The organism is uncultured Amaricoccus sp. (assembly GCF_937891315.1).
Taxonomy (GTDB): domain Bacteria; phylum Pseudomonadota; class Alphaproteobacteria; order Rhodobacterales; family Rhodobacteraceae; genus Amaricoccus.
Genome location: NZ_CALAGI010000013.1, coordinates 1 through 21,806, shown reverse-complemented (window position 1 = coordinate 21,806; position 21,806 = coordinate 1). Strand labels below are relative to the sequence as shown.

The 21,806-nt window shown below is 68.9% G+C and carries 21 protein-coding genes; 13 read left to right on the top strand and 8 right to left on the bottom strand.

The genetic code is table 11. From position 1 onward, the window contains the following. Window positions 1-77: 77 nt before the first annotated feature. Window positions 78-767 (bottom strand): DUF2270 domain-containing protein, encoded by a 690-nt coding sequence (locus Q0480_RS00920; RefSeq protein WP_299129758.1) that lies wholly within the window; start codon window positions 765-767, stop codon window positions 78-80. 136 nt (window positions 768-903) lie between these two features. Between Q0480_RS00920 and Q0480_RS00915 the strand changes: the two genes are divergently transcribed. Together Q0480_RS00915 and Q0480_RS00910 are read left to right on the top strand one after the other, a co-directional pair. Further along, window positions 904-2,391, top strand: coding sequence for a replicative DNA helicase (locus Q0480_RS00915; RefSeq protein WP_299129757.1), 1,488 nt, complete (start codon window positions 904-906; stop codon window positions 2,389-2,391). 67 nt (window positions 2,392-2,458) lie between these two features. After that, window positions 2,459-2,602, top strand: a complete 144-nt coding sequence (locus Q0480_RS00910) for an entericidin EcnAB (protein ID WP_299129755.1) — start codon at window positions 2,459-2,461, stop codon at window positions 2,600-2,602. A 30-nt stretch (window positions 2,603-2,632) separates the two neighbouring features. On the opposite strand, the gene mgtE is transcribed toward Q0480_RS00910, so the two are convergent. Next, the gene (mgtE, locus tag Q0480_RS00905; protein ID WP_299129754.1) at window positions 2,633-4,012 is read right to left on the bottom strand and encodes a magnesium transporter; all 1,380 of its coding nucleotides are present in this window, start codon (window positions 4,010-4,012) and stop codon (window positions 2,633-2,635) included. A 151-nt stretch (window positions 4,013-4,163) separates the two neighbouring features. Here mgtE and alr point away from each other — a divergent pair, with 151 nt between their 5' ends. The 8 genes from alr (at window position 4,164) to Q0480_RS00865 (ending at window position 12,600) form a co-directional block, all read left to right on the top strand. Next, window positions 4,164-5,246 carry an alanine racemase gene (gene alr / locus Q0480_RS00900; protein WP_299129753.1) on the top strand — a complete coding sequence of 361 codons (1,083 nt, stop codon included), beginning with the start codon at window positions 4,164-4,166 and terminating at the stop codon, window positions 5,244-5,246. Then, on the top strand, window positions 5,243-6,031 hold the full coding sequence (locus tag Q0480_RS00895) for an ABC transporter permease (protein WP_299129751.1): 789 nt from the start codon (window positions 5,243-5,245) through the stop codon (window positions 6,029-6,031). The genes alr and Q0480_RS00895 overlap by 4 nt, the downstream gene beginning before the upstream one ends. Beyond that, window positions 6,031-6,789, top strand: coding sequence for an ATP-binding cassette domain-containing protein (locus tag Q0480_RS00890; RefSeq protein ID WP_299129750.1), 759 nt, complete (start codon window positions 6,031-6,033; stop codon window positions 6,787-6,789). Before Q0480_RS00895 ends, Q0480_RS00890 begins: the two co-directional genes overlap by 1 nt. Beyond that, complete coding sequence (gene radA, locus Q0480_RS00885; RefSeq protein ID WP_299129749.1) at window positions 6,789-8,165, top strand: DNA repair protein RadA; 1,377 nt, start codon at window positions 6,789-6,791, stop codon at window positions 8,163-8,165. Before Q0480_RS00890 ends, radA begins: the two co-directional genes overlap by 1 nt. After that, complete coding sequence (locus Q0480_RS00880) at window positions 8,165-8,731, top strand: CvpA family protein (RefSeq protein ID WP_299129747.1); 567 nt, start codon at window positions 8,165-8,167, stop codon at window positions 8,729-8,731. Before radA ends, Q0480_RS00880 begins: the two co-directional genes overlap by 1 nt. A gap of 58 nt (window positions 8,732-8,789) precedes the next feature. Continuing rightward, complete coding sequence (purF, locus tag Q0480_RS00875; RefSeq protein WP_299129746.1) at window positions 8,790-10,244, top strand: amidophosphoribosyltransferase; 1,455 nt, start codon at window positions 8,790-8,792, stop codon at window positions 10,242-10,244. After that, a complete protein-coding gene (locus Q0480_RS00870) occupies window positions 10,241-10,921 on the top strand; it encodes an SDR family NAD(P)-dependent oxidoreductase (protein ID WP_299129744.1) in 681 nt (226 codons plus the stop codon). The genes purF and Q0480_RS00870 overlap by 4 nt, the downstream gene beginning before the upstream one ends. A gap of 677 nt (window positions 10,922-11,598) precedes the next feature. After that, entirely contained in the window at window positions 11,599-12,600 is a 1,002-nt protein-coding gene (locus Q0480_RS00865; protein WP_299129743.1) for a hypothetical protein, read from the top strand. A gap of 6 nt (window positions 12,601-12,606) precedes the next feature. Here Q0480_RS00865 and Q0480_RS00860 read toward each other — a convergent pair whose 3' ends face one another. Genes Q0480_RS00860 through panB form a run of 3 tightly spaced genes read right to left on the bottom strand, consistent with a single transcriptional unit; the run spans window position 12,607 to window position 15,192 of the window. Beyond that, on the bottom strand, window positions 12,607-13,467 hold the full coding sequence (locus Q0480_RS00860) for an aldo/keto reductase (RefSeq protein WP_299129741.1): 861 nt from the start codon (window positions 13,465-13,467) through the stop codon (window positions 12,607-12,609). Between the two features lie 56 nt (window positions 13,468-13,523). Then, window positions 13,524-14,381: a pantoate--beta-alanine ligase gene (panC, locus tag Q0480_RS00855; protein ID WP_299129739.1), complete on the bottom strand. Its 858-nt coding sequence runs from the start codon at window positions 14,379-14,381 to the stop codon at window positions 13,524-13,526. Further along, the gene (panB, locus tag Q0480_RS00850) at window positions 14,374-15,192 is read right to left on the bottom strand and encodes a 3-methyl-2-oxobutanoate hydroxymethyltransferase (protein ID WP_299129737.1); all 819 of its coding nucleotides are present in this window, start codon (window positions 15,190-15,192) and stop codon (window positions 14,374-14,376) included. Before panB ends, panC begins: the two co-directional genes overlap by 8 nt. A 166-nt stretch (window positions 15,193-15,358) precedes the next feature. On the opposite strand from panB, the gene phaC reads away from it, so the two are divergent. Continuing rightward, window positions 15,359-17,203: a class I poly(R)-hydroxyalkanoic acid synthase gene (gene phaC / locus Q0480_RS00845; protein WP_299129735.1), complete on the top strand. Its 1,845-nt coding sequence runs from the start codon at window positions 15,359-15,361 to the stop codon at window positions 17,201-17,203. A 148-nt stretch (window positions 17,204-17,351) separates the two neighbouring features. Here phaC and Q0480_RS00840 read toward each other — a convergent pair whose 3' ends face one another. The 3 genes from Q0480_RS00840 to Q0480_RS00830 all read right to left on the bottom strand — a co-directional run bounded on the left by Q0480_RS00840 (window position 17,352) and on the right by Q0480_RS00830 (window position 19,351). Next, window positions 17,352-17,861 carry a hypothetical protein gene (locus Q0480_RS00840; RefSeq protein WP_299129733.1) on the bottom strand — a complete coding sequence of 170 codons (510 nt, stop codon included), beginning with the start codon at window positions 17,859-17,861 and terminating at the stop codon, window positions 17,352-17,354. A gap of 236 nt (window positions 17,862-18,097) precedes the next feature. Continuing rightward, on the bottom strand, window positions 18,098-18,652 hold the full coding sequence (locus Q0480_RS00835) for a cytochrome b (protein ID WP_299129732.1): 555 nt from the start codon (window positions 18,650-18,652) through the stop codon (window positions 18,098-18,100). Window positions 18,653-18,814: 162 nt separating this feature from the next. Beyond that, the gene (locus Q0480_RS00830) at window positions 18,815-19,351 is read right to left on the bottom strand and encodes an EF-hand domain-containing protein (protein WP_299129730.1); all 537 of its coding nucleotides are present in this window, start codon (window positions 19,349-19,351) and stop codon (window positions 18,815-18,817) included. Between the two features lie 216 nt (window positions 19,352-19,567). Here Q0480_RS00830 and Q0480_RS00825 point away from each other — a divergent pair, with 216 nt between their 5' ends. Both Q0480_RS00825 and Q0480_RS00820 read left to right on the top strand, forming a co-directional pair. Then, on the top strand, window positions 19,568-20,281 hold the full coding sequence (locus tag Q0480_RS00825) for a response regulator transcription factor (RefSeq protein ID WP_299129728.1): 714 nt from the start codon (window positions 19,568-19,570) through the stop codon (window positions 20,279-20,281). Continuing rightward, complete coding sequence (locus tag Q0480_RS00820) at window positions 20,278-21,591, top strand: ATP-binding protein (RefSeq protein WP_299129726.1); 1,314 nt, start codon at window positions 20,278-20,280, stop codon at window positions 21,589-21,591. The genes Q0480_RS00825 and Q0480_RS00820 overlap by 4 nt, the downstream gene beginning before the upstream one ends. Window positions 21,592-21,806 lie beyond the last annotated feature (215 nt).

Here is a 21,806-nt window from a genome sequence, read left to right as displayed (position 1 = left end):
CCGACGAGAACGCCTGACCGACGCTCCGATCCGAATGCGCGGGCCCGCCCCCAACCGGAGGCGGGCCCGCGGTCGTTTCAGGCGATCGCGATCAGCGAACTCCGCGTCCGGGCCCGCCGCTCGATACCAAAGGTGACCACCGCGACGACGATCCAGCCGCCGTGGAACACCAACCCGGCCAGCACGACCGTGAGGCCGGGGATCGGCCCGATCGCCGCCCGATCGAGAAACGCCTGCCAGCTGTGCGCCGACACCGGATGGATCGCGAGCTTGCCGTAATAGGCCACGGCCTGCACCAGCAGGATATAGGCGTAATTCTTGCGCAACCGACGCCCGATCGCCCGGAAATAGCTGATGTGGAACCCGGGCCGCATATAGTCGCTCGCCAGCAGCGTGTTCCATTCGCCGTCCATCCGCACGCCCTCCCCGCGCAGCAGCGGGCCACAGACATCGGTTTCGAGCAGTCGGCAGCGCGCCCGCCACACGTTGAAATATCGATAGCGCCGCGCCTCGAACAGCAGGAACACCACCACCAGAAGCCCGACGAGGATCAGCGGCAGCGCCGAGGCGGATGGCCCGGCGAAGGTCAGCGACAGGGCGAGCCCGGTCGTCACCACCGCCCAGTTCGTGGTCTGGTCGAGCCGCGTCCGCCAGATCGTGCTGCGATAGACCTCCCCGCGATAAATATGCGCGAGCAGGCCCATCTCGGCCGGATCGAACTGCGTGCGCGGGGCATCGACCGCGACAATCTCCGGTCCAGCGTCCATGGCTTCCCTCCCGTTTTTTCCTGAACCTACTCCTCCGCGCGCATCGAGGCGAGCGGAAGCAATCCCCGTTATCCTCGGCTTTCACACCGGACGCGCGCGGGGCGTCGCGCTATAAGGCAGCTTCAAGGAGATTCCCATGGCAGACGGATCGACCGGGCCCAGCGACGACGCCGACGCGCATTCCCTTCCCCACAATATCGAGGCGGAGCAGGCGCTGCTCGGCGCGCTGCTCGTAAACAACGACGTCTATGACCGGGTCGCCGCCGTCGTGAAGGCGGACCATTTCTTCGACCCCGTCCATGCCCGCATCTTCGAGATCGCCGCGGAGCGAATCAAGAAGAACATGCTCGCGACCCCGGTCACCCTGAAGGCCTTCTTCGGGGACGACGCGGGCCTCGCCGAACTCGGCGGTCCGGCCTATCTCGCTCGCCTCGCCGGCGCCGCGATCTCGCTCTTCGCGGCGCGGGACTATGCGCAGCTCATCTATGATCTCGCCATCCGGCGCGAGCTCATCCTGATCGGCCATGCCATCGCCGACAAGGCCGCGCGGGTCGAGATCGACAGCGAGCCCAAGGACCAGATCGTCGAAGCCGAGCAGGTGCTGTACCAGCTTGGTGAACAGGGCAAGGTGGACAAGGGCTTCCAGAGCTTCCGCCGCGCCATCACCGAGGCGGTCAATGTCGCGAACGCCGCCTATCTGCGCGACGGCGGCCTCGCCGGCATTCCAACTGGGTTAGCAGATCTCGACAAGTGGCTTGGAGGACTGCATAATTCTGATCTCCTGATCCTCGCCGGCCGACCCTCGATGGGCAAGACCGCGCTCGCCACCAACCTCGCCTTCAACATCGCCAAGGCCTATCGCCGCGGCACCCGCCCCGACGGCACCGAGGGCGCGGTCGAGGGCGGCGTGGTCGGCTTCTATTCGCTCGAAATGTCGGCCGAGCAGCTCGCGGCCCGCATCCTCTCCGAGGCGAGCCGGGTACCCTCCGACCAGATCCGCCGGGGCGACATGACCGAGGACGAGATGCGCCGCTTCATCCAGGCGGCGAAGGATCTTGAGAACTGCCCGCTCTTCATCGACGACACCCCGGCGCTGCCGATCTCGACCATCGCCGCCCGCGCGCGGCGGCTGAAGCGCCAGCACGGGCTCGACGTGCTGTTCATCGACTACCTTCAGCTCGCGCGCCCCGCCTCGTCCCGCTCCGAAGGCCGCGTACAGGAAGTGTCCGAGATCACCCAGGGTCTGAAGGCGATCGCCAAGGAGCTGGCGGTCCCGGTCATCGCCCTCTCCCAGCTGTCGCGGCAGGTTGAATCGCGCGAGGACAAGCGCCCGCAGCTCAGCGATCTGCGCGAATCCGGCTCGATCGAACAGGACGCCGACGTGGTGATGTTCGTCTTCCGCGAGGAATACTACCACGAGCGGCTGGAGCCGCCACAGAACGACCCGAAATACGTCGAATGGCAGACCAAGATGGGCGAGTTGCACGGCAAGGCCGAGGTCATCATCGGCAAGCAGCGGCACGGCCCGGTCGGCACCGTCCGCGTCGCCTTCGAAGGCCAGTTCACGCGCTTCTCGAATCTGGCCAAATCCTACCAGGAAGGCATCGCCGTCGATTTCGGCTGAAAAGCCTATGCAACCTTGCACCGCCTTGCGCGTTTCACTTGCGCCCCAGCACAAGGACAAGACCACCATGCCCCGCATCGCCCGACTGACCGCCGTCGCTCTCCTCCTCGCGCTCGCCGCCTGCAACGCGGTCGAAGGCCTGGGAAAGGATGTGAAGACCGGCGGCGAAGTCATCACCGATCAGGCGCAGGAGACAAAGAGCACAATGTAGGAGTGAAACGCTCCGGCTCGCCGCCGTCATCTACGCCAGCAGCAGCGCGGCGAGCCCCAGGAAGGCGAAGAAGCCGAACACGTCGGTGATGGTGGTCACGAACGTTCCCGAGGCGAGCGCGGGATCCGCTCCCGCCTTCTCCAGCCCGATCGGTATCAGCACCCCGGCAAAGGCCGCGACGATCATATTGCCGATCATCGCCACGCCGATCACCAGGCCGAGTCGCGCGTCGGCGAAATAGGTCCCGCTCAGCAACCCGATCATCAGCGCGAAGCCAAGGCCGTTCATCGCCCCGACCAGCCCCTCGCGCAGGATGATCCGTCGCGTGTTGGACGCGGTGAGCTTGTGGGTGGCGAGCGCGCGCACCGCGACGGTCAGCGTCTGGGTCCCGGCGTTACCGCCCATCGAGGCGACGATCGGCATCAGCACGGCCAGCGCAACCACCGCCTCGATCACACCGGTAAACATCGAGATGACCGCCGAGGCGAGGATCGCGGTCCCGAGATTGACCGTCAGCCAGACGAAACGCCCCCGCGCGATCTCGATCACGCCATCGGTCAGTGTCTCGTCGCCGACGCCGGCCAGCAGGCGCAAATCCTCCTCCGTCTCGTCCTCCAGCACGTTCATCGCATCGTCGATGGTGATGACGCCGGCCAGCCGCCCGTCCGAATCCACCACGGGCGCGGAGATCAGGTGATATTTGTTGAAGGCATAGGCGACATCCTCCTGCGGCTGGCCGACGGTGAACAGTCGGAAATCCTCGCTCATCAGGTCGCGCAAACTGGTCTTGCGCGCCGCGCCCATCAGCCGGCCGAGCCCGACCATGCCGATCGGATGCATCTGCGGATCGACGATAATGAGGTCGTAGAAGCTGTCCGGCAGGTATTCCTCGCCGCGCATGAAGTCGATCGCCTGCCCGACCGTCCAGTGCTCGGGCGCCAGCACCACCTCGCGTTGCATGAGGCGGCCGGCGGAATAGTCGTCGTAGAGTAGCGAGCGTTCGACCGCGACCCGATCCGCCTCGTCCAGCGCGCCAAGCAGCCGCTCCTGCTGCGGCTCGTCGAGATCCTCGGCCAGATAGACCACGTCGTCGGTCTCGAGGTCGTGCACCACCGCCGCCAGCACCTCGTCCGGCAGTTCGCCCAGCACCTCGTCGCGCAGCCCCTCCTCGAGCTCGGACAGAACCGAACCGTCAAGCGCCCCGCCCCAGAGCGCGATCAGCGCCTTGCGCTCCGGCCGGCTGATCTGCTCCAGCAGATCGGCGATGTCCGCCGCGTGCATCGGCTCGAGCAGCCCGGTCAGCCGCGACTGATCCTCCGCCTCGACGGCGGCCAGCACCGCCGCGATGCTCGCGCGGTCCGGCGTCTCCGCGGTCTGGCCCTGTTCGTCTTCGTCTTCCGACTCGACCATGGCCAGCCCTCTCGCTCAACTCGGAAACCGCGTGACCATACACCGAGGAACCGGGATGGAAAGGTGCCGGAGGCCCTGATCCGGGACCGCGACCCGGGCTTGACCCCGGCGGCGGGTTCAGGCCCCATGGCGCGGTCCCACGGAGTATGCCTTGGCCCGCGCCACCCTGACGATCGACCTCGATGCCATCGCCGCGAACTGGCGCGCGCTCGACGCGCGAAGCGGCCGGGACGTCGAGACCGCCGGCGTGCTCAAGGCTGACGCCTACGGCCTTGGCGCCGCCCGTGTCGGCCCGGCGCTGCACGCCGCCGGTGCACGCGTCTTCTTCGTCGCCCTCTCCGAGGAGGGCGCCGCCCTGCGCGCCGCGCTCGGCCCCGGCCCCGCGATCCACGTCCTTTCCGGCCTGCTGCCCGGGGACGCGGAGATCCTTCGGACCCATGATCTGTCTCCCTGCCTCAACAGTGCCGCGCAAGTTATTGATTTTGAAAATACCCTCCCCAACCACATTTGCGCCGTCCAGCTCGACAGCGGCATGCACCGCCTCGGTCTGAACGCGAGCGAGCTCGCCTCCGTCCTAGATCCGCTCTCCCGCCTGCGCCCCCGCCTCGTGCTCAGCCACCTCGCCTGCGCCGACGCGCCTGATCATCCCCAGAACGCGAACCAGCGCCGCGCCTTCATCGACCTCGCGAACCGCCTGCCCCCCGCGCCGCGCAGCCTCGCGGCGACCGGCGGCGTTCTGCTCGGCCCGGACTATCACTTCGACCTCACCCGCCCCGGCGTTGGCCTCTTTGGCGGCCTACCCTTCACCGAGGCGCGTCCAGCCGTCACCCTCGCCCTGCCGGTGATCCAGGTGCGCGAGGTCGCGACCGGCGGCGGCGTTGGCTATGGCGCGGCCTGGGTGGCGCCCCGACCCTCGCGCGTCGCGACCCTGTCGGCCGGCTACGCGGATGGCCTGCTCCGCGCCATCGCCGGCGGCGCGGTCCAGCTCTTCGCCGGGGAGCGCGCCTGTCCGCTCATCGGCCGCGTCTCGATGGATCTCGTCACCGTCGACGTCACCGACTTGGCCGATGTCCCGTCGCATCTCGAGATCCTCAACGCCCGCCAGACCGTGGACGACCTCGCCCGCGCGGCGGGGACCATCGGCTACGAGATCCTGACGAGCCTTGGCGACCGCTATGAACGCGTCTACAAGGGCGCCGCCGCCGATCCGGGCGCCATTTCGGGCCGCGCATGATCCTTCTCGACCTCGTTGTCTCCTTCCTGGCCTCGATCGGCCGATCGACCCTGTCGCTCCTGTCCGCGGCCGGGCGGATCGCACTCTTCGCGCTGGCGACCTTGTCGCAACTCTTCCGGCCGCCCTGGTATCCGGCCGAATTCGGACGCCAGCTGCTTTCCATCGGCTATTTTTCGCTGCCCGTCGTCGGCCTGACCGCGCTCTTCACCGGCGCGGCGCTGGCGCTGCAGATCTACGCCGGCGGCGCGCGCTTCAGCGCCGAGACCGTGGTGCCCTCGATCGTCGCCATCGGCATGGTGCGCGAGCTCGGACCGGTGCTCGCCGGCCTCATGGTCGCCGGCCGCGTCGCCTCGTCGATCGCCGCCGAACTCGGCACCATGCGCGTCACGGAACAGATCGACGCCCTGACCACGCTTTCGACCGACCCGATGAAATACCTCGTCCTGCCCCGGGTGCTCGCCGCGTTTATCGCGCTGCCGCTCCTCGTCGGGATCGCGAACATCATCGGCGTGATGGGCGGCTATCTGATCGGCGTCGGTACGCTCGGCTTCAATCCGGCGAACTATATCCGCAACACGCTCGACTATCTCGAGCCCTCGGATTTCACCTCCAGCATGGTCAAAGCCGCCGCCTTCGGCTTCCTGCTCGGCCTCATGGGCTGCTATCATGGCTATAATTCCGGCCGGGGCGCGCTCGGCGTCGGCCGGGCCACCACCAATGCCGTGGTCTCCGCCTCGATCCTGATCCTCGCCGCGAACTACGCGCTCACCCAGGCGTTCTTCTGATGGCAACGCCCCGGATCGAGCTCGTCGATCTGCGCAAGTCCTTCGGCGACAACCACGTGCTCGGGGGCGTCTCGCTCCGCGTCCTGCCGGGTGAAAGCCTCGTCATCATCGGCGGCTCCGGCACCGGCAAATCGGTTACGCTGAAATGCATGCTCGGCATCCTCAAACCCGACGGCGGCCAGGTGCTGATCGACGGGGTACCGGACGACCGCGCCGACCGGGCCGCCTTCCTCAGCGACTTCGGCATGCTGTTCCAGGGCGGCGCGCTCTTCGACAGCCTGACCGTGTGGCAGAACGTCGCCTTCCGCCTGCGCCAGGGTCCGACCCGGCTGTCCCGCGCCGCGGCACGCACCCGCGCGATCGACAAGCTCGCGCGCGTGGGCCTCGGTCCCGAAACCGCTGACCTCTATCCGGCCGAGATCTCCGGCGGCATGCAGAAGCGCGTCGGCCTTGCCCGTGCCATCGCGGCCGATCCGCGTGTCATCTTCTTCGACGAACCAACCGCCGGTCTCGATCCGATCATGGCCGGCGTCATCAACGAGCTGATCCGCGAGCTCGTCACCGAGATGGGGGCGACCGCCGTCACCATCACCCATGACATGACCACCGTTCGCACCGTCGCCGACAATGTCGCAATGCTCCATGACGGACTGGTGCGCTGGCACGGGCCGGTATCGGAGATGGACGCGGCGTCCGACCCCTATCTCGATCAGTTCATCCATGGTCGCGCCCACGGCCCGATCTCGGCGGTCCGCTAGTGGCCCGCCCCGCGCGCTTCGTCTGCGCCGAATGCGGCGCGTCGGCGACGAAATGGTCCGGCCGTTGCGAGGCCTGCGGCGCCTGGAACAGCATCACCGAGGACGCAGGCCTGGCCGACGGCCCGGCGAAGTCGCTCGGCGGCGCCCGCGGCCGGCGCGTCCCGCTCGGCGATCTGACCACGTCCGAGCCCGAACCGCCGCGCGCGCTCAGCGGCATCGCCGAGCTTGACCGCGTGCTGGGGGGCGGCCTCGTTCCGGGATCGGCCATCCTCGTCGGCGGCGACCCCGGCATCGGCAAGTCCACCCTGCTCCTGCAGGCCGCCGCCGCCTATGCCCGAAGGGGCGCGCGGCCGATCTATGTCTCGGGCGAGGAAGCGTCCGCCCAGGTCCGCATGCGCGCCACCCGCCTCGGCCTGACGGACGCGCCGCTGAAGCTCGCGGCCGAAACCAACCTCCGCGACATCCTGACCACGCTCGAAGCCGAGCGACCGGCGCTCGCGGTGATCGACTCGATCCAGACCATGTGGGCCGACCACGTGGACAGCGCGCCCGGCTCCGTCGCCCAGGTCCGCGCCGCCGCCCACGAACTCACCGCCTTCGCCAAACGCCGGGGTGTCGCCGTGATCCTCGTCGGCCATGTCACCAAGGACGGCCAGATCGCGGGCCCGCGCGTCGTCGAGCACATGGTCGATACCGTGCTCTATTTCGAGGGCGAGCGCGGCCACCAGTTCCGCATTCTCCGCGCCGTGAAGAACCGCTTCGGCCCGTCGGACGAGATCGGCGTCTTCGAGATGACCGGCGCCGGCCTCGCCGAGGTGGCGAATCCCTCGGCGCTCTTTCTGTCCGAACGTGGCCAGCACACGTCCGGCTCGGTCGTCTTCGCGGGCATTGAGGGCACCCGTCCCGTGCTCGTCGAGGTCCAGGCCCTCGTCGCCCCCTCGGCGCTCGGCACGCCGCGCCGGACCGTGGTCGGCTGGGACGGCGGGCGCCTCGCCACCGTGCTCGCGGTGCTGGAGGCGCGCTGCGGCATCGGCTTCGCCGGGCTTGACGTCTATCTCAACGTCGCGGGCGGGCTGCGCATCTCCGAGCCAGCCGCCGACCTCGCCGTCGCCGCCGCCCTCGTCTCGGCGCGCGAGGACATTCCCCTGCCGATGGACGCGGTCGTCTTCGGCGAGATCAGCCTCTCCGGAGCCCTGCGCCCGATCGCCCAGGGCGAGGCGCGCCTGCGCGAGGCGGCGAAGCTCGGCTTCGCCTCGGCCTTCGCGCCGGCCGGGCTGAAGACCTCGGCCGACACCGGCCTTGAAATCCACATGGTTGCGGACTTGAGCGCATTCATAGAGAAATGCTTCGGCGGCATCGACCAGCGGGACGAATGATGGACGGATTCACACTAGTCGATGGCGTTGTGCTCGCGGTGGTGGTGATCTCCGCTGTGCTCGCCTATGCCCGCGGACTGGTGCGCGAGCTTTTGTCGATCGCCGGCTGGATCATCGCCGCCGTCGCCGGCTTCGCTTTCGCCTCCGCCGCCGCGCCGCTGATGACCGAGATCCCGGTGCTGCGCGACATCCTCGGCGGCAATTGCGAGCTCGCGGTGCTGGCGGGCTTCGCCGCCGTCTTCGCCGTCGCGCTGATCATCGTCTCGATCTTCACGCCGCTGCTCTCCGGCGCTGTGCAGGAATCGGCGCTCGGTCCGATCGACCAGGGCTTCGGCCTGCTTTTCGGGGTCGCACGCGGCGTCCTCCTCGTGATCATCGCGCTCGTGGTCTACAATCAGGTACTCGGCGGCGCCGGCGGCGTCTCCCAGATCGACAACAGCCGCAGCCGCGCCGTGCTGACCGGTGTCGAGAGGCAGATGACCGAGGACGCGCCCGCCGCGCTGCGATGGACGGTCGGCCAGTACGAACGGCTCACCGCGCATTGCGCACGGCCAACCCTGCCGTGACAATCCCGCGGCAGCGGCCTATATAGCCGGGCAAACCCCTACCGGAGCCGGTACCAGAGTGCTGTCCCATCCTTTCGACGACGACGAACTGCATGAGGAATGTGGCATTTTCGGCGTGATCGGCGCCCAGGATGCTGCCAATTTCGTCGCCCTCGGGCTTCATGCGCTGCAACATCGCGGCCAGGAGGCCGGGGGAATCATCTCCCACGACGCGGCGGCGGGCTTCTCGGAGGCCCGCCGTTTCGGTTATGTGCGCGACAATTTCACCAAGGCTTCGCTGATGGAGACGCTGCCGGGCAGCCTCGCCATCGGCCATGTGCGCTATTCGACCGCCGGGTCGAAGGGCACGACGGCGATTCGCGACGTGCAGCCGCTGTTCGCCGAATTCGCCATGGGTGGCTGCGCGATCGCCCACAACGGCAATCTGACCAACGCCGTCGCCCTGCGCGAGGAACTGATCGCCCACGGCTCGATCTTCCAGTCCGGCTCGGACACCGAATGCATCATCCATCTGATGGCGCGCTCGATCCAGAAGACCATCCCCGAGCGGATCAAGGACGCGCTGCGCCGGGTCGAAGGCGCGTTCTCGATCGTCGCCATGACGCGCTCCAAACTGATCGGCGTGCGCGACGCGCTCGGGGTCCGGCCGCTCATGCTCGGCCGCGTCGGCGAAACCGGCTGGGTACTCGCCTCCGAGACCTGCGCGCTCGACATCATCGGCGCCTCGTTCGAGCGCGAGATTCAACCGGGCGAGATGGTGATCTGCACCGAGGACGGCGTCGAGAGCTTCTTCCCGTTCCATCGCGTGAAGCCGCGGTTCTGCATCTTCGAATATGTCTATTTTTCGCGCCCCGACAGCGTGATCGGCGGCCACTCGGTCTATGAGACCCGCCGGCGGATCGGCGTCGAGTTGGCCCGCGAGGCGCCGGTCGAAGCCGACCTCGTCTGCCCGGTTCCCGACAGCGGCACCCCGGCCGCCATCGGCTACAGCCAGGAGAGCGGCATCCCCTATGCCATGGGGATCATCCGCAACCAGTACATGGGCCGCACCTTCATCGAGCCGACCGAGCAGATCCGCAACATGGGCGTGCGACTGAAGCTCAACGTCAATCGCGCGATCATCAAGGACAAACGCGTCGTGCTGGTCGATGACAGCGTGGTGCGCGGCACCACCAGTCTCAAGATCCGCGAGATGATCATGGACGCCGGCGCCGCCGAGGTCCATTTCCGCATCGCCTCGCCACCGACCATGTGGCCCTGCTTCTACGGCGTCGACACGCCGGAGCGTGACAAGCTGATCGCCGCGCGCATGAGCGAGGAGGAGATCCGAGCCTATCTCGGCGTCGCCAGCCTCAGCTTCGTGTCGCTCGACGGCCTCTATCGCGCCTGTGGCGAGGAGGGCGGCCGCGACGCGCGCCAGCCGCAGTTCTGCGACGCCTGTTTCTCCGGCGACTATCCGGTGCGTCCGTCCGACATGATCGAACACGGCTTCAAACTGAAGGTCGTGGCATGACGGCGCCGGCGCCGCTGATCGCGCTCGTCACCGGCGCCAGCCGCGGCTTCGGCTTCGCCACCGCCCGCGCCCTCGGTGCGCGGGGCGTCCATGTGGTCGCGCTCGCCCGAACCGTCGGCGGGCTCGAAGACCTCGCCGACGCGATCGAAGCCGACGGCGGCCCCTCACCGACCCTGGTGCCGTTGTCGATCACCGACGAGGGCGGGCTTCGGCGGCTCTGTCTCGCGGTGCATGAGCGCTGGGGCCGGCTCGATCTCGCGATCCACGCCGCCGCCATCGCGCCGCCGTTGTCGCCGGCGGCCAATACGGCGGAGAAGGATTTCGATCAGGCGCTGGAAACCAATCTCCGCGCGACGCAGCGGCTGATCCCGATGCTCGCGCCGCTCCTGCTCGCCGCGCCATCGGGGCGCTTCGTCTATGTCGGGGACGACCGGACCGGCCAGGCCTTCTTCGGCGCCTACGCCGCCGCCAAGGCCGGAGCCGAGGCGCTTGTCCGCGCCTGGGCCGCCGAGACCGCGCGCATCGGCCCGATGGTCGAGATCTTCCACCCCCGTCCAATGCCCACCGCGCTCCGCGCCCGCTTCTACCCCGGCGAAAACGCCCGCGCCCTGACCCCCTGCGCCACCGAGGCTACCCGCCTTGTCGATGCGCTGATGGCCGAGGTCACGGTCGCCTGACCTCGGCCGGGCCCGCGGAGAAGCCGGAGCGGGTGAGGGGATCCGCGTTGTGCCTTGCTTCTCCGAGCATTTTTTGCCGCCCGTCAGGGGCTTCGGAACCCAAATTCGCGCAGGTTTGGAGCACTCTCCGGTTTTGGCGCGAAATCGCGTCAGGATCGAACCGGCAGGGGTCGTGCGAAGGCCCAAAATGGTTTTTTTTTGTCGGGTCCCCGCTCGTGACGCAGCTCGACGCTGGCGTCGTCGGGCGGCCGGATCCTCGTCCCGGCGCTGCGCCGAGATCGCGGCGATCACGTCGGCGGCCGGACCTTTCCAAGTGCCAATCTCGACGCGACCGATCCGCGGCGCACGCTGACGCCCTTCGTCCCCGATCTCCAGATCGAAACGCGGCGCCCGCCGACGCAGGCGCGGCACGGCTATGGCCGCATCCTGCTGATCCGCGGGCGGAGACCGGCGGCCTGACCGACCCATTCCCTCCGATCCGCCGGATATCCCGCCCGCGGCCACGTCTTGCCGACCCGGCCGTCGGCCAATCGCGCGCCCGAAGCAGGCTCGCGGCGGGCGCGAGAGATTCGGATTTCGTGACATGAGGGCGCGGAAACCGCGGTTGCCCTGCGATCCTGTACCGGCCCGCTCGCTTTTCTGGCAGAGTGCCGCACCCGACGAACAAGGAGCGCGAGATGTCCGCACCCCGCCCGATGCCCCTCCCCGTGCGCGCGCTGCTGGCGCTCCTCCTGCTCGTCCTGAACCCGTCGCCGCCGCGGGCCCAGGAGATGCCCGCCGAAGCGCCCGCCGTCTGCCGGATCGGCGTCAATATCGAGGATCTCTACGATCTCGATCCGGCGCGCGACACATTCGGCGCCGTCCTGTGGATTTGGAGCCTTTGCCCCACCGCCGATCTCGCACCGCTCGCGACGATCGCCTTTCCGACCGCCTCGACCGGGCTGTCCCTCAGCCCGATCGAGACCGTCGATATCGCCGGCGGCGGCCAATATGCCTCACGCCGCGCGCAGGGTGTCTTTCGTTACAACTGGGACATGCGGCGCTATCCGTTTGACGAGCAGCGCGTGGTGATCCCGATGGACGAGACGCAATACAGCGCCGCGCGGCTCCTGTTCGAGCCGGACCGGAGCCAATCGTTCGTGACCCCGGACGTTCGCGAGCGGCTCCGCGAGTTCAAGACGTCCGATCTGACGCTGGACGCGTCGATCAGCGACGAGCGCTCGACCTACGGGCTGCCGGGCGTCGATGGCGCGCGATATGCCCGGCTGGAAGCGGAGATCACGCTGCGGCGGGCCCATCTCGCAACATTCCTGAAGCTCACTTCCGGTGTGTTCGCCGGCGTCTTCATCGCCTTCCTGTCGTTTTTCTACGATCCGACCGACCGATCGGGCTTCGGCGGAAAGCTCGGCCTGCTGGTGGCCGTGCTCTTCGCCGTGCTCCTCAATCTGCGGGCCAGCGACGCGACCATCGGCGACGCCGGGCAGCTCACGCTCGTCACCAATATCCACCTTGTCACTCTCGCCCTGATCGTCGTCCTGGCATCGGTCGCCCTGCGCGACCGGCGGCGGGCGGAACGCGACCTGCCGGTGCGCCACCCGGATTGGCCGATGCTCATCGGGGTCGGCGGCCTCTATGTCCTGATCATCGGCGCCATGGTCCTGCGCGCGGCCCTGTTCTGAGCGCGATCAGGGAACGCCGTGGCCGGTCGCCGCGACCCAGAGGCGGTACCAGTCGTGGCGCGAGAGGCTGAGCTCGGCCGCGCGCGCCGCGCGCTCGATGCGCTCCACGCGATTGGTGCCGACCACCGGAACCGGCCCGCTCGGATGCGCCATGATCCAGGCATAGGCCAGCTGCTCCAGGCTGGCGCCGCCATGGCTCTCCGCGAGCTCCGCCGCCGCGGCGGCGAGGCGCTGGCCGGCCGGGCTCGACAGGTCGAAGATCCGCCCACCGGCCAGCGGGCTCCAGACCATCGGGCGGAACCGCGCCCGCTGGCAGAGATCGAAGCTTCCGTCCTCGATCGGATCCCTGTGCAACAGGCTGAATTCGAGCTGATTGGTCGCCGCTGGCCGGTCGAGGCGGCTGTTCAGCGCCTCGATCTGCGACGGCGAGAAGTTCGAAACACCGGCGCAGGCGATCTTGCCGTCCCGGACCAGTCGATTTAGACCCTCGGCGCTGTCATCGACCGAGGTCAGCCAGTCCGGTCGATGGATCAGGAAAAGCTCGATCCGGTCGGTGCGCAGCTTGCCAAGCGCCCGGTCGACGCTGGCCACCAGCCGCGCGGCGGTGGCGTCGTAGAAAGCGACGCTCCGCCCGGGATGCTCCGGCGAGGGCAGATAGATGCCGGCCTTGGTCACGATCTCCAGCCGGTCGCGCAGGCCCGGCGACAGCGCCATCGCCTCGCCCAGCGCCGCCTCGACACCGTAGCCGCCATAGATCTCGGCCGTGTCGATGGTGGTCATGCCGAGGTCGGCGCAGAGATTCAGCCGTCGGTTGATCTCCTGGGCCGTGACCTTCTCGTCGAGCATCCGCCAGGTGCCATAGGCCATGGCCGAGAATTCGGGGCCATCGGTGGTGAATCGGATCCGCCGCGGCCGCTCCCCGCTCAAAGCGGCGCCGCGAAATTGTCGATGAGCCGGACGCCGCCGATCCAGGCGGCGGCGAGCAGGCGCGCGGGCGCGGTGAGCGCCTCCAGCGGCGCGAGATCCTCGGCCCGGCGCAATTCGAGATATTCCACCTCGGCGAAGCCCCCCGCGAGGATGGTCGCGCGGGCGGCGTCGAGCGTCGGGGCGAGCGGCGCGCCGGCGCGGAGCGCGGCCACGGCCGCGTCGAGCGCGGCGGCGAGCGCGGGCGCGGCGGCGCGCTCGCGCGGGGCGAGGCGGGCGTTGCGCGAGGACAGCGCCAACCCGTCCGACTCGCGCACCGTCGGCACGCCGACGATCTCGACCGGCAGGTCGAGGTCGCGGACAAGGCGATTGACCACCATCAGCTGCTGGTAGTCCTTCTCGCCGAAATAGGCGCGATCCGCCGCCGTCTGGGTCAGCAGCTTGGTCACTACCGTCGCCACGCCATCGAAATGGCCGGGCCGGAAGGCGCCGCAGAGCCCGTCCGACACACCGGCGACCGAGACCGTGGTCGCAAAGCCCGGCGGATAGATCTGCTCCGCGTCCGGGACGTAAAGCATGTCGACGGCGAGCGGGGCGAGCTTCTCCGCGTCCTCCGCCTCGGTGCGCGGATAGGCGGCCAGATCAGCGGCGTTGTTGAACTGTCGGGGATTGACGAAGAGCGTGACGATCACCCGGTCGGCGTCCGCCTTCGCCGCCTCGACCAGTGCCAGATGGCCGGCATGCAGCGCGCCCATGGTCGGCACCACGGCGACCCGCGCGCCCGCCGCCTTCCAGGCCGCGACGGCGGCGCGCAGCTCGAAGCGCAGCCGGGTGATCGGAACCGTCGTCTCAGTCATCGTTGAAGACATGCTCGCGGCCGGGAAAGCTCCGCGCCCGCACATCCGCGGCGTAGGCGGCCACCGCCGCCTCGACCGCCCGGCCAAGCTCGGCGTAGCGGCGCACGAAGCTTGGCTGGAAATCCGTGAAGAGGCCGAGCATGTCGTCGATCACGAGGATCTGTCCGTCGCAGGCGGCGGAGGCACCGATGCCAATGGTCGGGATCGGCAGCGCCTCGGTGATCCGGCGGGCGAGCGGCTCGGTGATCTTCTCCAGCACCACCGAGAAGGCCCCGGCGTCGGACACCGCGCGAGCGTCCGCCTCGACCCGCGCGGCGGCGACGGAGCCCCTGCCCTGGGTGCGATAGCCGCCGGTCACATTGACCGACTGCGGCATCAGCCCGACATGGGCCATCACCGGCACGCCGCGCCGGGTCAGGAAGTCGATGGTGGGCGCCATGCTCTCGCCGCCTTCGAGCTTGACGGCGGCGCAGCCGGTCTCGGCCATGACCCGCGCCGCCGAACGGAACGCCTGGTCCGGTCCCGCCTCGTAGCTGCCGAACGGCAGATCGACCACGAGGCAGGCGCGCGTCGTGCCGCGCCGCGCGGCGAGGCCGTGCAGAATCATCATTTCGAGCGTGACGCCGAGGGTCGAGGGCAGGCCATGCACCACCATGCCAAGGCTGTCGCCGACCAGGATCACGTCGGCCTCCCTGTCGACCAGCCGCGCCATCGGCGTCGTGTAGGCCGTAAGACAGACGAGCGGCGCGCCACCCTTGCGGGCGCGGATAGCCGGCGGGGTCAAGGCCCTGACGGTCGTGTGCGTGCTCACTTCCCGGCCCCCGTTTCGCTTCGCGGAGGAACAGACGCCCCCGCGGCCGGCGCTTGTCAAGAGCGAGCTGTCGCCGCGTTCGATCAAGGGTACTATTCGAAGCACGGGGATGGGCAAGCCGGGCGGGGTTTTGTACACTCGACGCAAAGCATGGGGGAACGCGCCGATGACCACCGAAACCACCGACGGACAGTCGCTCGCCGAGCAGGGGCAACATGTCGCCCAGAACATGGCCGAGGTCTTCGACATCTCGGGCCAGATCTGGCAGAAGTTCATGCAGGCCCAGATGAGCGAGGGCGGAAAGAGGCAGAGCGCCGACCCCCTGAACACCTGGCCGGTCTTCGCCGAACTTTTCCGCACCGTGCTCGACAATCCCAAGCAGGTCGCGGACATGACCATCGACTACTGGTCGTCGCAGAACGCGCTCTGGCAGAATTCGGTGCTGAAATGGCTCGGTGCCAAGGAGGCGATCGACGACCTGAAGCTGCCGCACATGCAGAAGGCCGACAAGCGTTTCGCCCACAAGGAATGGTCGGAAAACGCATTGTTCGAATATATGAAGCAGTCCTACCTGCTGACCTCGGGCTGGATCCAGGACAGCGTGAATTCCGTCGGCGAGATGGATCCGAAGGAGCGCAAGAAGGCGGCCTTCTACACACGGCAGTTCGTCGAGGCGCTGAATCCCGCGAATTTCTTCGCGCTGAACCCCGAGGTGCTGGAAGCGACCATCGACCAGAAGGGCGGCAATCTGGTGCGGGGTCTCAAGATGATGCTGGAGGATCTCGAGCGCGGCAAGGGCAAGCTCATCATCCGCCAGACCGACATGGACGCCTTCGAGGTCGGCCGCAACATCGCCGTCAGCCCCGGCACGGTGGTCTGGCAGAACAGCCTCCTGCAGCTCATCCAGTATGCGCCCGTGACCGAGAAGGTGCATGCCAAGCCGGTGCTGTTCATCCCGCCCTGGATCAACAAATACTACGTGCTCGACCTCAATCCGAAGAAGAGCATGGTGAAGTGGCTGGTGGACCAGGGCTACACGGTCTTCATGGTGTCCTGGATCAATCCGGACGAGCGCCAGGCGGGCGAGACCTGGGAGAGCTACATGTTCGACGGCGTCAGCGCCGCGATCGACAAGGTACTGGAAGAAACCGGGCAGAAAAGCCTCAATGTCGCCTCCTACTGCATCGGTGGCACTCTGACCGGGACCATGCTCGCCCATATGGGCAAGACCGGCGACAAGCGGGTCTCGAGCGCCACCTTCTTCACCGCCCAGCTCGATTTCGAGGACGCGGGCGAGCTGCAGATCCTCGTCGACGAACAGACGATCGGGGTGATCGGCGAGGAGATGGAGAAGGGCTTCATGCCCGCCAACCGGATGGCCTCGGCCTTCAATATGCTGCGGGCCAACGATCTGATCTGGGGCTATATCGTCAGCAACTACATGCTGGGCAAGGACCCCTTCCCCTTCGACCTGCTGTACTGGAACGCCGATTCGACGGCGATGCCGGCCAAGGTGCACTGTTACTATCTCGAGCAGTTCTATATCCGGAACGCCTTCGCCAAGGGCGAATTCTCGCTGCGGGGCGTGCCGGTGACGCTGTCGGACATCAAGGTGCCGGTCTATCACGTCGCGACGCGGGAGGATCACATCGCGCCCGCGGCCTCGGTCTATCGCGGGGCGAAGGAAATGACGAAGGCTGACCTGCGGTTCATATTGTCGGGATCGGGTCATATCGCAGGCGTGGTCAATCCGCCGGCGCTCGGCAAGTACCAGTTCTGGACCAATCCCGACATGACCGGCGCCGAGCTCGACAACTGGCTCGAGGGCGCGGAGGAGACGCCGGGTAGCTGGTGGATCGACTGGGACGCATGGCTCGCCAAGCGTTCCGGACCAGATGTCGCCGCGCGGGAGCCGGGGGCGGTGCTCGGCGTGATCGAGCCGGCGCCGGGCTCCTATGTCCGGGCGCGATTCGACGCGCCGGACACCCCCGACCACCCGGCCGCCGGCTGAGGTTCGCCCGCCGCGCCGGTCGGATCACCGATCCGGCCGGCGCGCGGTGCGCTTTTCCCGCGCGTCACGATCCCGACTATCGGCGAGATCGTGACGCGACGGTCAAGCCGCGCGCGCCCGCCGCCGATTCGGCGGTTCGGCGACGGCGTCAGTAGCGGCCCTGGCGATCATCGCCGCGAGCTTCGGCGTTGATCTTCGCGACATAAATCTCGTTGAGACTCATGCCGCGCGCCTCCGCCGGTGTGAGGTCGGCGGCGGCGGCCAGCTGCGCCGGAACGATCGCGACGGGCCCGCGGGTCGACATGGTGACGGCCCGCGCGGTCTGCGCTTCGTCGGCGCTCGCATCGGCGTTGAACTTGCCCGCGGCGAGCTCGGTCAGGGTGAGGCCGCGCGCCTCGGCCGGCGTCAGGTCGGCGGCGGCGATCAACTGCGCGTGGCGGACCGGATCGACCATCACGACGCCGGGCTTGGACACGATCTGGTCCGCGTCCTGGCCGCCGTCGGCGCTGAACTTCGCCGCCGCGATCTCGGTCAGCGACAGAGTGCTGGCCGTGGAGGCGTCGATCCCGGCCGAGGCCGCGAGCTGGGAATAGTCGCCGGCGGTGGCGGGCAGTGCGAGCCCGATCACGACAGCGGCGGTGGAAACGATGCTTTTCATTTCAATGAACCTTCTGGTTGCAAGATATGCGGTTTCAATGTCGCCGGCCGGCCGCGTCGGGCCGGACGGTCGCGCGGTCGCGGGTTCCGGAGCCCGGAGCCTCGCCCTCGGCCTTGATCCGGCCCCGCTTGGGCGCTGAGGAGGTTATGCCCGGCCCCACGTGACCCGCGCGTGACGGCTGCGTCACTGACCGGCGGGTTGCCTGTCACAGCGCGGGCGCCCGCGCCGGAGCGCCGTCAGCCCCGGACCATCCGCCGAAGCGTCTGGTCGCGGTCGATGAAATGATGCTTGAGCGCGGCGGCGACATGCAGGCCGATCAGCGCGACGAGCAGCGTGCCGACCAGCGCGTGCACGGTGTTCGCGCCGCCGGCGAGCCAGCCGATGTTTCCCATCGCCGGGATCGAGAACGGCCCGGCGAGATCGACCGATCGACCGCGGAACACCGTCATCACGATGCCCGAGAGCGGCATCAGGATGCTCGCCGCGAGCAGCGCCCGATGCGACGCGGACGCCATGCGCACCTGCCAGCTCGGTGTCTCCGCGACCGCCGCCGGAACGCCCGTCCGTAGCCGCCACCCCAGCCGCCAGAGGCCGGCGACCAGCACGACGACGCCGATCGTCTTGTGCCAGCCCATCAGCCAGCCCCGCGTCGCCGGCTCCAGCGGCAGATATTCAAGGCCGAGGCCGGCGCCGAGCGCCGCCATCATGGCGAGCGCCACGACCCAGTGATTGACCCGCGCGACCGTCCCGTAACCGGTGCCGTCCGCCGCGTGGTTTGGTGGAGTGCCCATCCCGCCGCTCCTTGAGAAATATCCAACCAGACGGGATCGTCTGGCGGTTGAGATATTGCGTTAAATTAAGATTCCAGAGCGGCCGAGCCTGCGCTGCCGGATCGGACTTCGCTCTTGTCCGGAAGCGCCGGGGCGGCCCTGGGACCGCCCCTTTTCTTAGAGTCACGGACGGCCGCGCGGCCGGTCGGTCGGGCTGAGCGCGCCGTCGCCGTCGCGGTCGAGGCGATCGATGACATCGGCGACCCGCGCCTCGAGTTCGGCGCTGGTGATGGCACCGTCGCCGTCGTCGTCGAACGACTGGAAGGCATCGACCATCTGGGGACGGATGCGCGCGAAATAGACCGTGGCGAATTCGTCGAGCGAAACCTTGCCATCGCCGTTCGCATCGGCCGCGCCGAACTGCGCGCCGCGATAGGTCTCGATCTCGACGGCGGTCAGCGTGCCGTCGCCGTCGGCGTCGGCCTCGGTGAAGATCGCGCGCAGGAATTCCGGGCCACGCGGACCGTGCCCGCGCCCGTCGGGACCATGCTTGCCACCCGGCCCCCACCCGCCGTCGCCGTGAAACGCCTGGATCGGCGGCGGTGCGCTCCGCGCGGTTTCGTTGGTGCCCGTCTGGGTCGTCTGGGCCAGCGCGAGGCCACCGGCCAGCGCGAGCGAAAGGGTCGCCAGAAGGGCTATGCGTCTTGTCCGGAACGTCATGTCCGTGTCTCCTTGCTTTGATCGGGGCAACCATTTCGGCCGCCTCGGGGATCGAGATAGCGGACCGAAGGCGAAAAGGTTTGTCAGCGGCCTGGCCGATTTGTCGCAATCCGTCGCAAGCCTCGGCCGCTGACGCGCTTCGCGACAAAGTCGCGCGCCGTCGGACTCGCCAGCCGACCCGGCGCCGGCTTAGTGATGGGTCGGAGAGGAGCGCCGATGACGACCGAGCCGCATGTCCTGATCGTCGACGATGCCCGCGACATCCGCGAACCGCTGGGCCAGTACCTGCGCCGCCATGCCTTCCGTACCACGCTCGCCGCCAATGCCGGCGAGGCCCGGGCGACGGTCGAGACCGGGGCGATCGACCTCGTGATCCTCGACGTGATGATGCCGGGCGAGGACGGGCTCTCCGTCTGCCGCTGGCTCGTCGGCCGCGGTGGGCCGCCGGTGATCCTCCTGACCGCGATGAGCGACGACACCGACCGGATCGTCGGGCTGGAGCTCGGCGCCGACGACTATGTGGTGAAGCCCTTCAACCCGCGTGAACTGCTGGCCCGTGTCCGCGCCGTGCTGCGTCGCGCTCCGCCGTCGCCGCCGGCCGTGCCCTCCGCCCTGCGCCGTTTCTCCGGCTGGACCTTCGATCCCGCCGCGCGCCGGGTGACGCATGACGACGGGCGCGGCGCCGAGCTCACTTCGGGCGAGGCGCGTTTGCTCGGCGCGCTGCTCGACCGACCGCGGGCGGTATTGTCGCGCGATCAGCTGCTCGACCTCACCGCGGGGCGCGAGGCAAAGGCCTATGACCGCGCCATCGACAACCAGGTGAGCCGCCTGCGCCGCAAGCTCGAGACCGACCCGGCGCGCCCGACGCTGATCGTCACCGAATGGGGCGGCGGCTACGCGCTCGCCGCCGATGTCGAGGACGCGTCTTGAACCTGCTACGGCGCCTGGTGCCGGACGGGCTCGCCGGGCGGTTCGCCCTGCTGCTCACCGCCGCGCTGATCGTCGTCAATCTCGTCGCGGCGACGCTGCTCTCCTCCGAGCGGCGGCGGTTTGGCCACGAGATCGGCGAGGCCCGGGCGATAGAGCGGCTGGCGCTGATCGTGCCCTTGATCGACGCCGCGTCGCCGGCCGACCGCGGCCGAGTCGCTGATCTCGCCCAGGATCGCTTCGCCCGCGTCGAGATCGGGCCGGAGCCGATCGTCGGCCCCGGCGAAACCGAGATGCTCGCCACCACGCAGCTGCGCGCGGCGCTGAGCGCGCTGGGATCGGAGCCGCCCGAGTTGCGGGCCCGAACCGGCGACGGCGAGCGTGGGGACCGCGTGCTCCTGTCGGTCCGGCTCGACGGGCCGGGCCAGACATGGCTTAATGTGCGCGCGCGTCCCCTCGGGCCGGCGCCGCCGTCCGACCCCGTGCCGTTCCTGCGCGTGCTGCTCCTGTCGCTGGCGGCGGTGCTGGCGGTCGCGGTCCTCTTCATCCGCCACCTGACGCGACCCCTCGCCGCGCTCGCCGCCGCCGCCCGCGCGGCGGGGCGCGGCGATCGTCTGGCCCGGGTGCCGGAGGTCGGGGCGCGCGAGCTTCGCGAGAGCGCCCATGCCTTCAACGAGATGCAGGCCCGCATCGCCCGCTTCGACGCCGAGCGGACGCGGACGCTGGCGGCGGTCGGCCATGACCTTCGCACCCCGATCACCAGCCTGCGCATTCGCGCCGAGATGCTGGACGAGGCCGACCGCGAGCCAATCGTCCGCACGCTCGACGAAATGACGGTGATGGCCGACAGCCTCGTCGCCTACGCCCGCGGTCAGGCCGACGTCGAGGCGAGCAGCGACCTCGACCTCGCCGCCCTGCTCGCCCGGCTCTGCGAAGAGCGCGGCGCCGCGATGACCCCGACGCCGCCATTGATGGTGCGCGGCCGCCCGGTGGCCCTGTCGCGCGCCTTCGGCAACCTGATCGACAACGCGCTGCGCTATGGCGGGGCGGCGCGCGCGCGGCTGGAGCGGCGCGGCGCCGAGGCGGTGGCGACCATCGAGGATGACGGCCCCGGCATCCCCGCTGGCCGGATCGAGGCGATGTTCGAGCCCTTCGTGCGCGGCGAGGCATCGCGCAACGCCGACACCGGCGGCGCCGGTCTCGGCCTCTCGATCGCGCGCGGTATCGTTGGCGCCCATGGCGGCGAGCTTCGGATCTCGAACCGCCCCGAGGGGGGCCTCCGCGCCGAGGTCCTCCTGCCACTCGCGCATTGAGGCCAAATCCTGTTTGATTGCTTCGCCCGCGCCCTTCCCGCCCGGACCTCGCGTAGCCGCCCAACGCGGCGCCCCTGTCGATGTTCTTGCCACCCGCCTGCGCCATCCGTGTGGAGCACCACGTTCGAGCGTCCACTTCACGATCTCGACCGTCGGCGAGATCGTGACGGGCATGCCCCGCGGGGGGCATGACCGTTTTCAACGGTCAAGCCGGG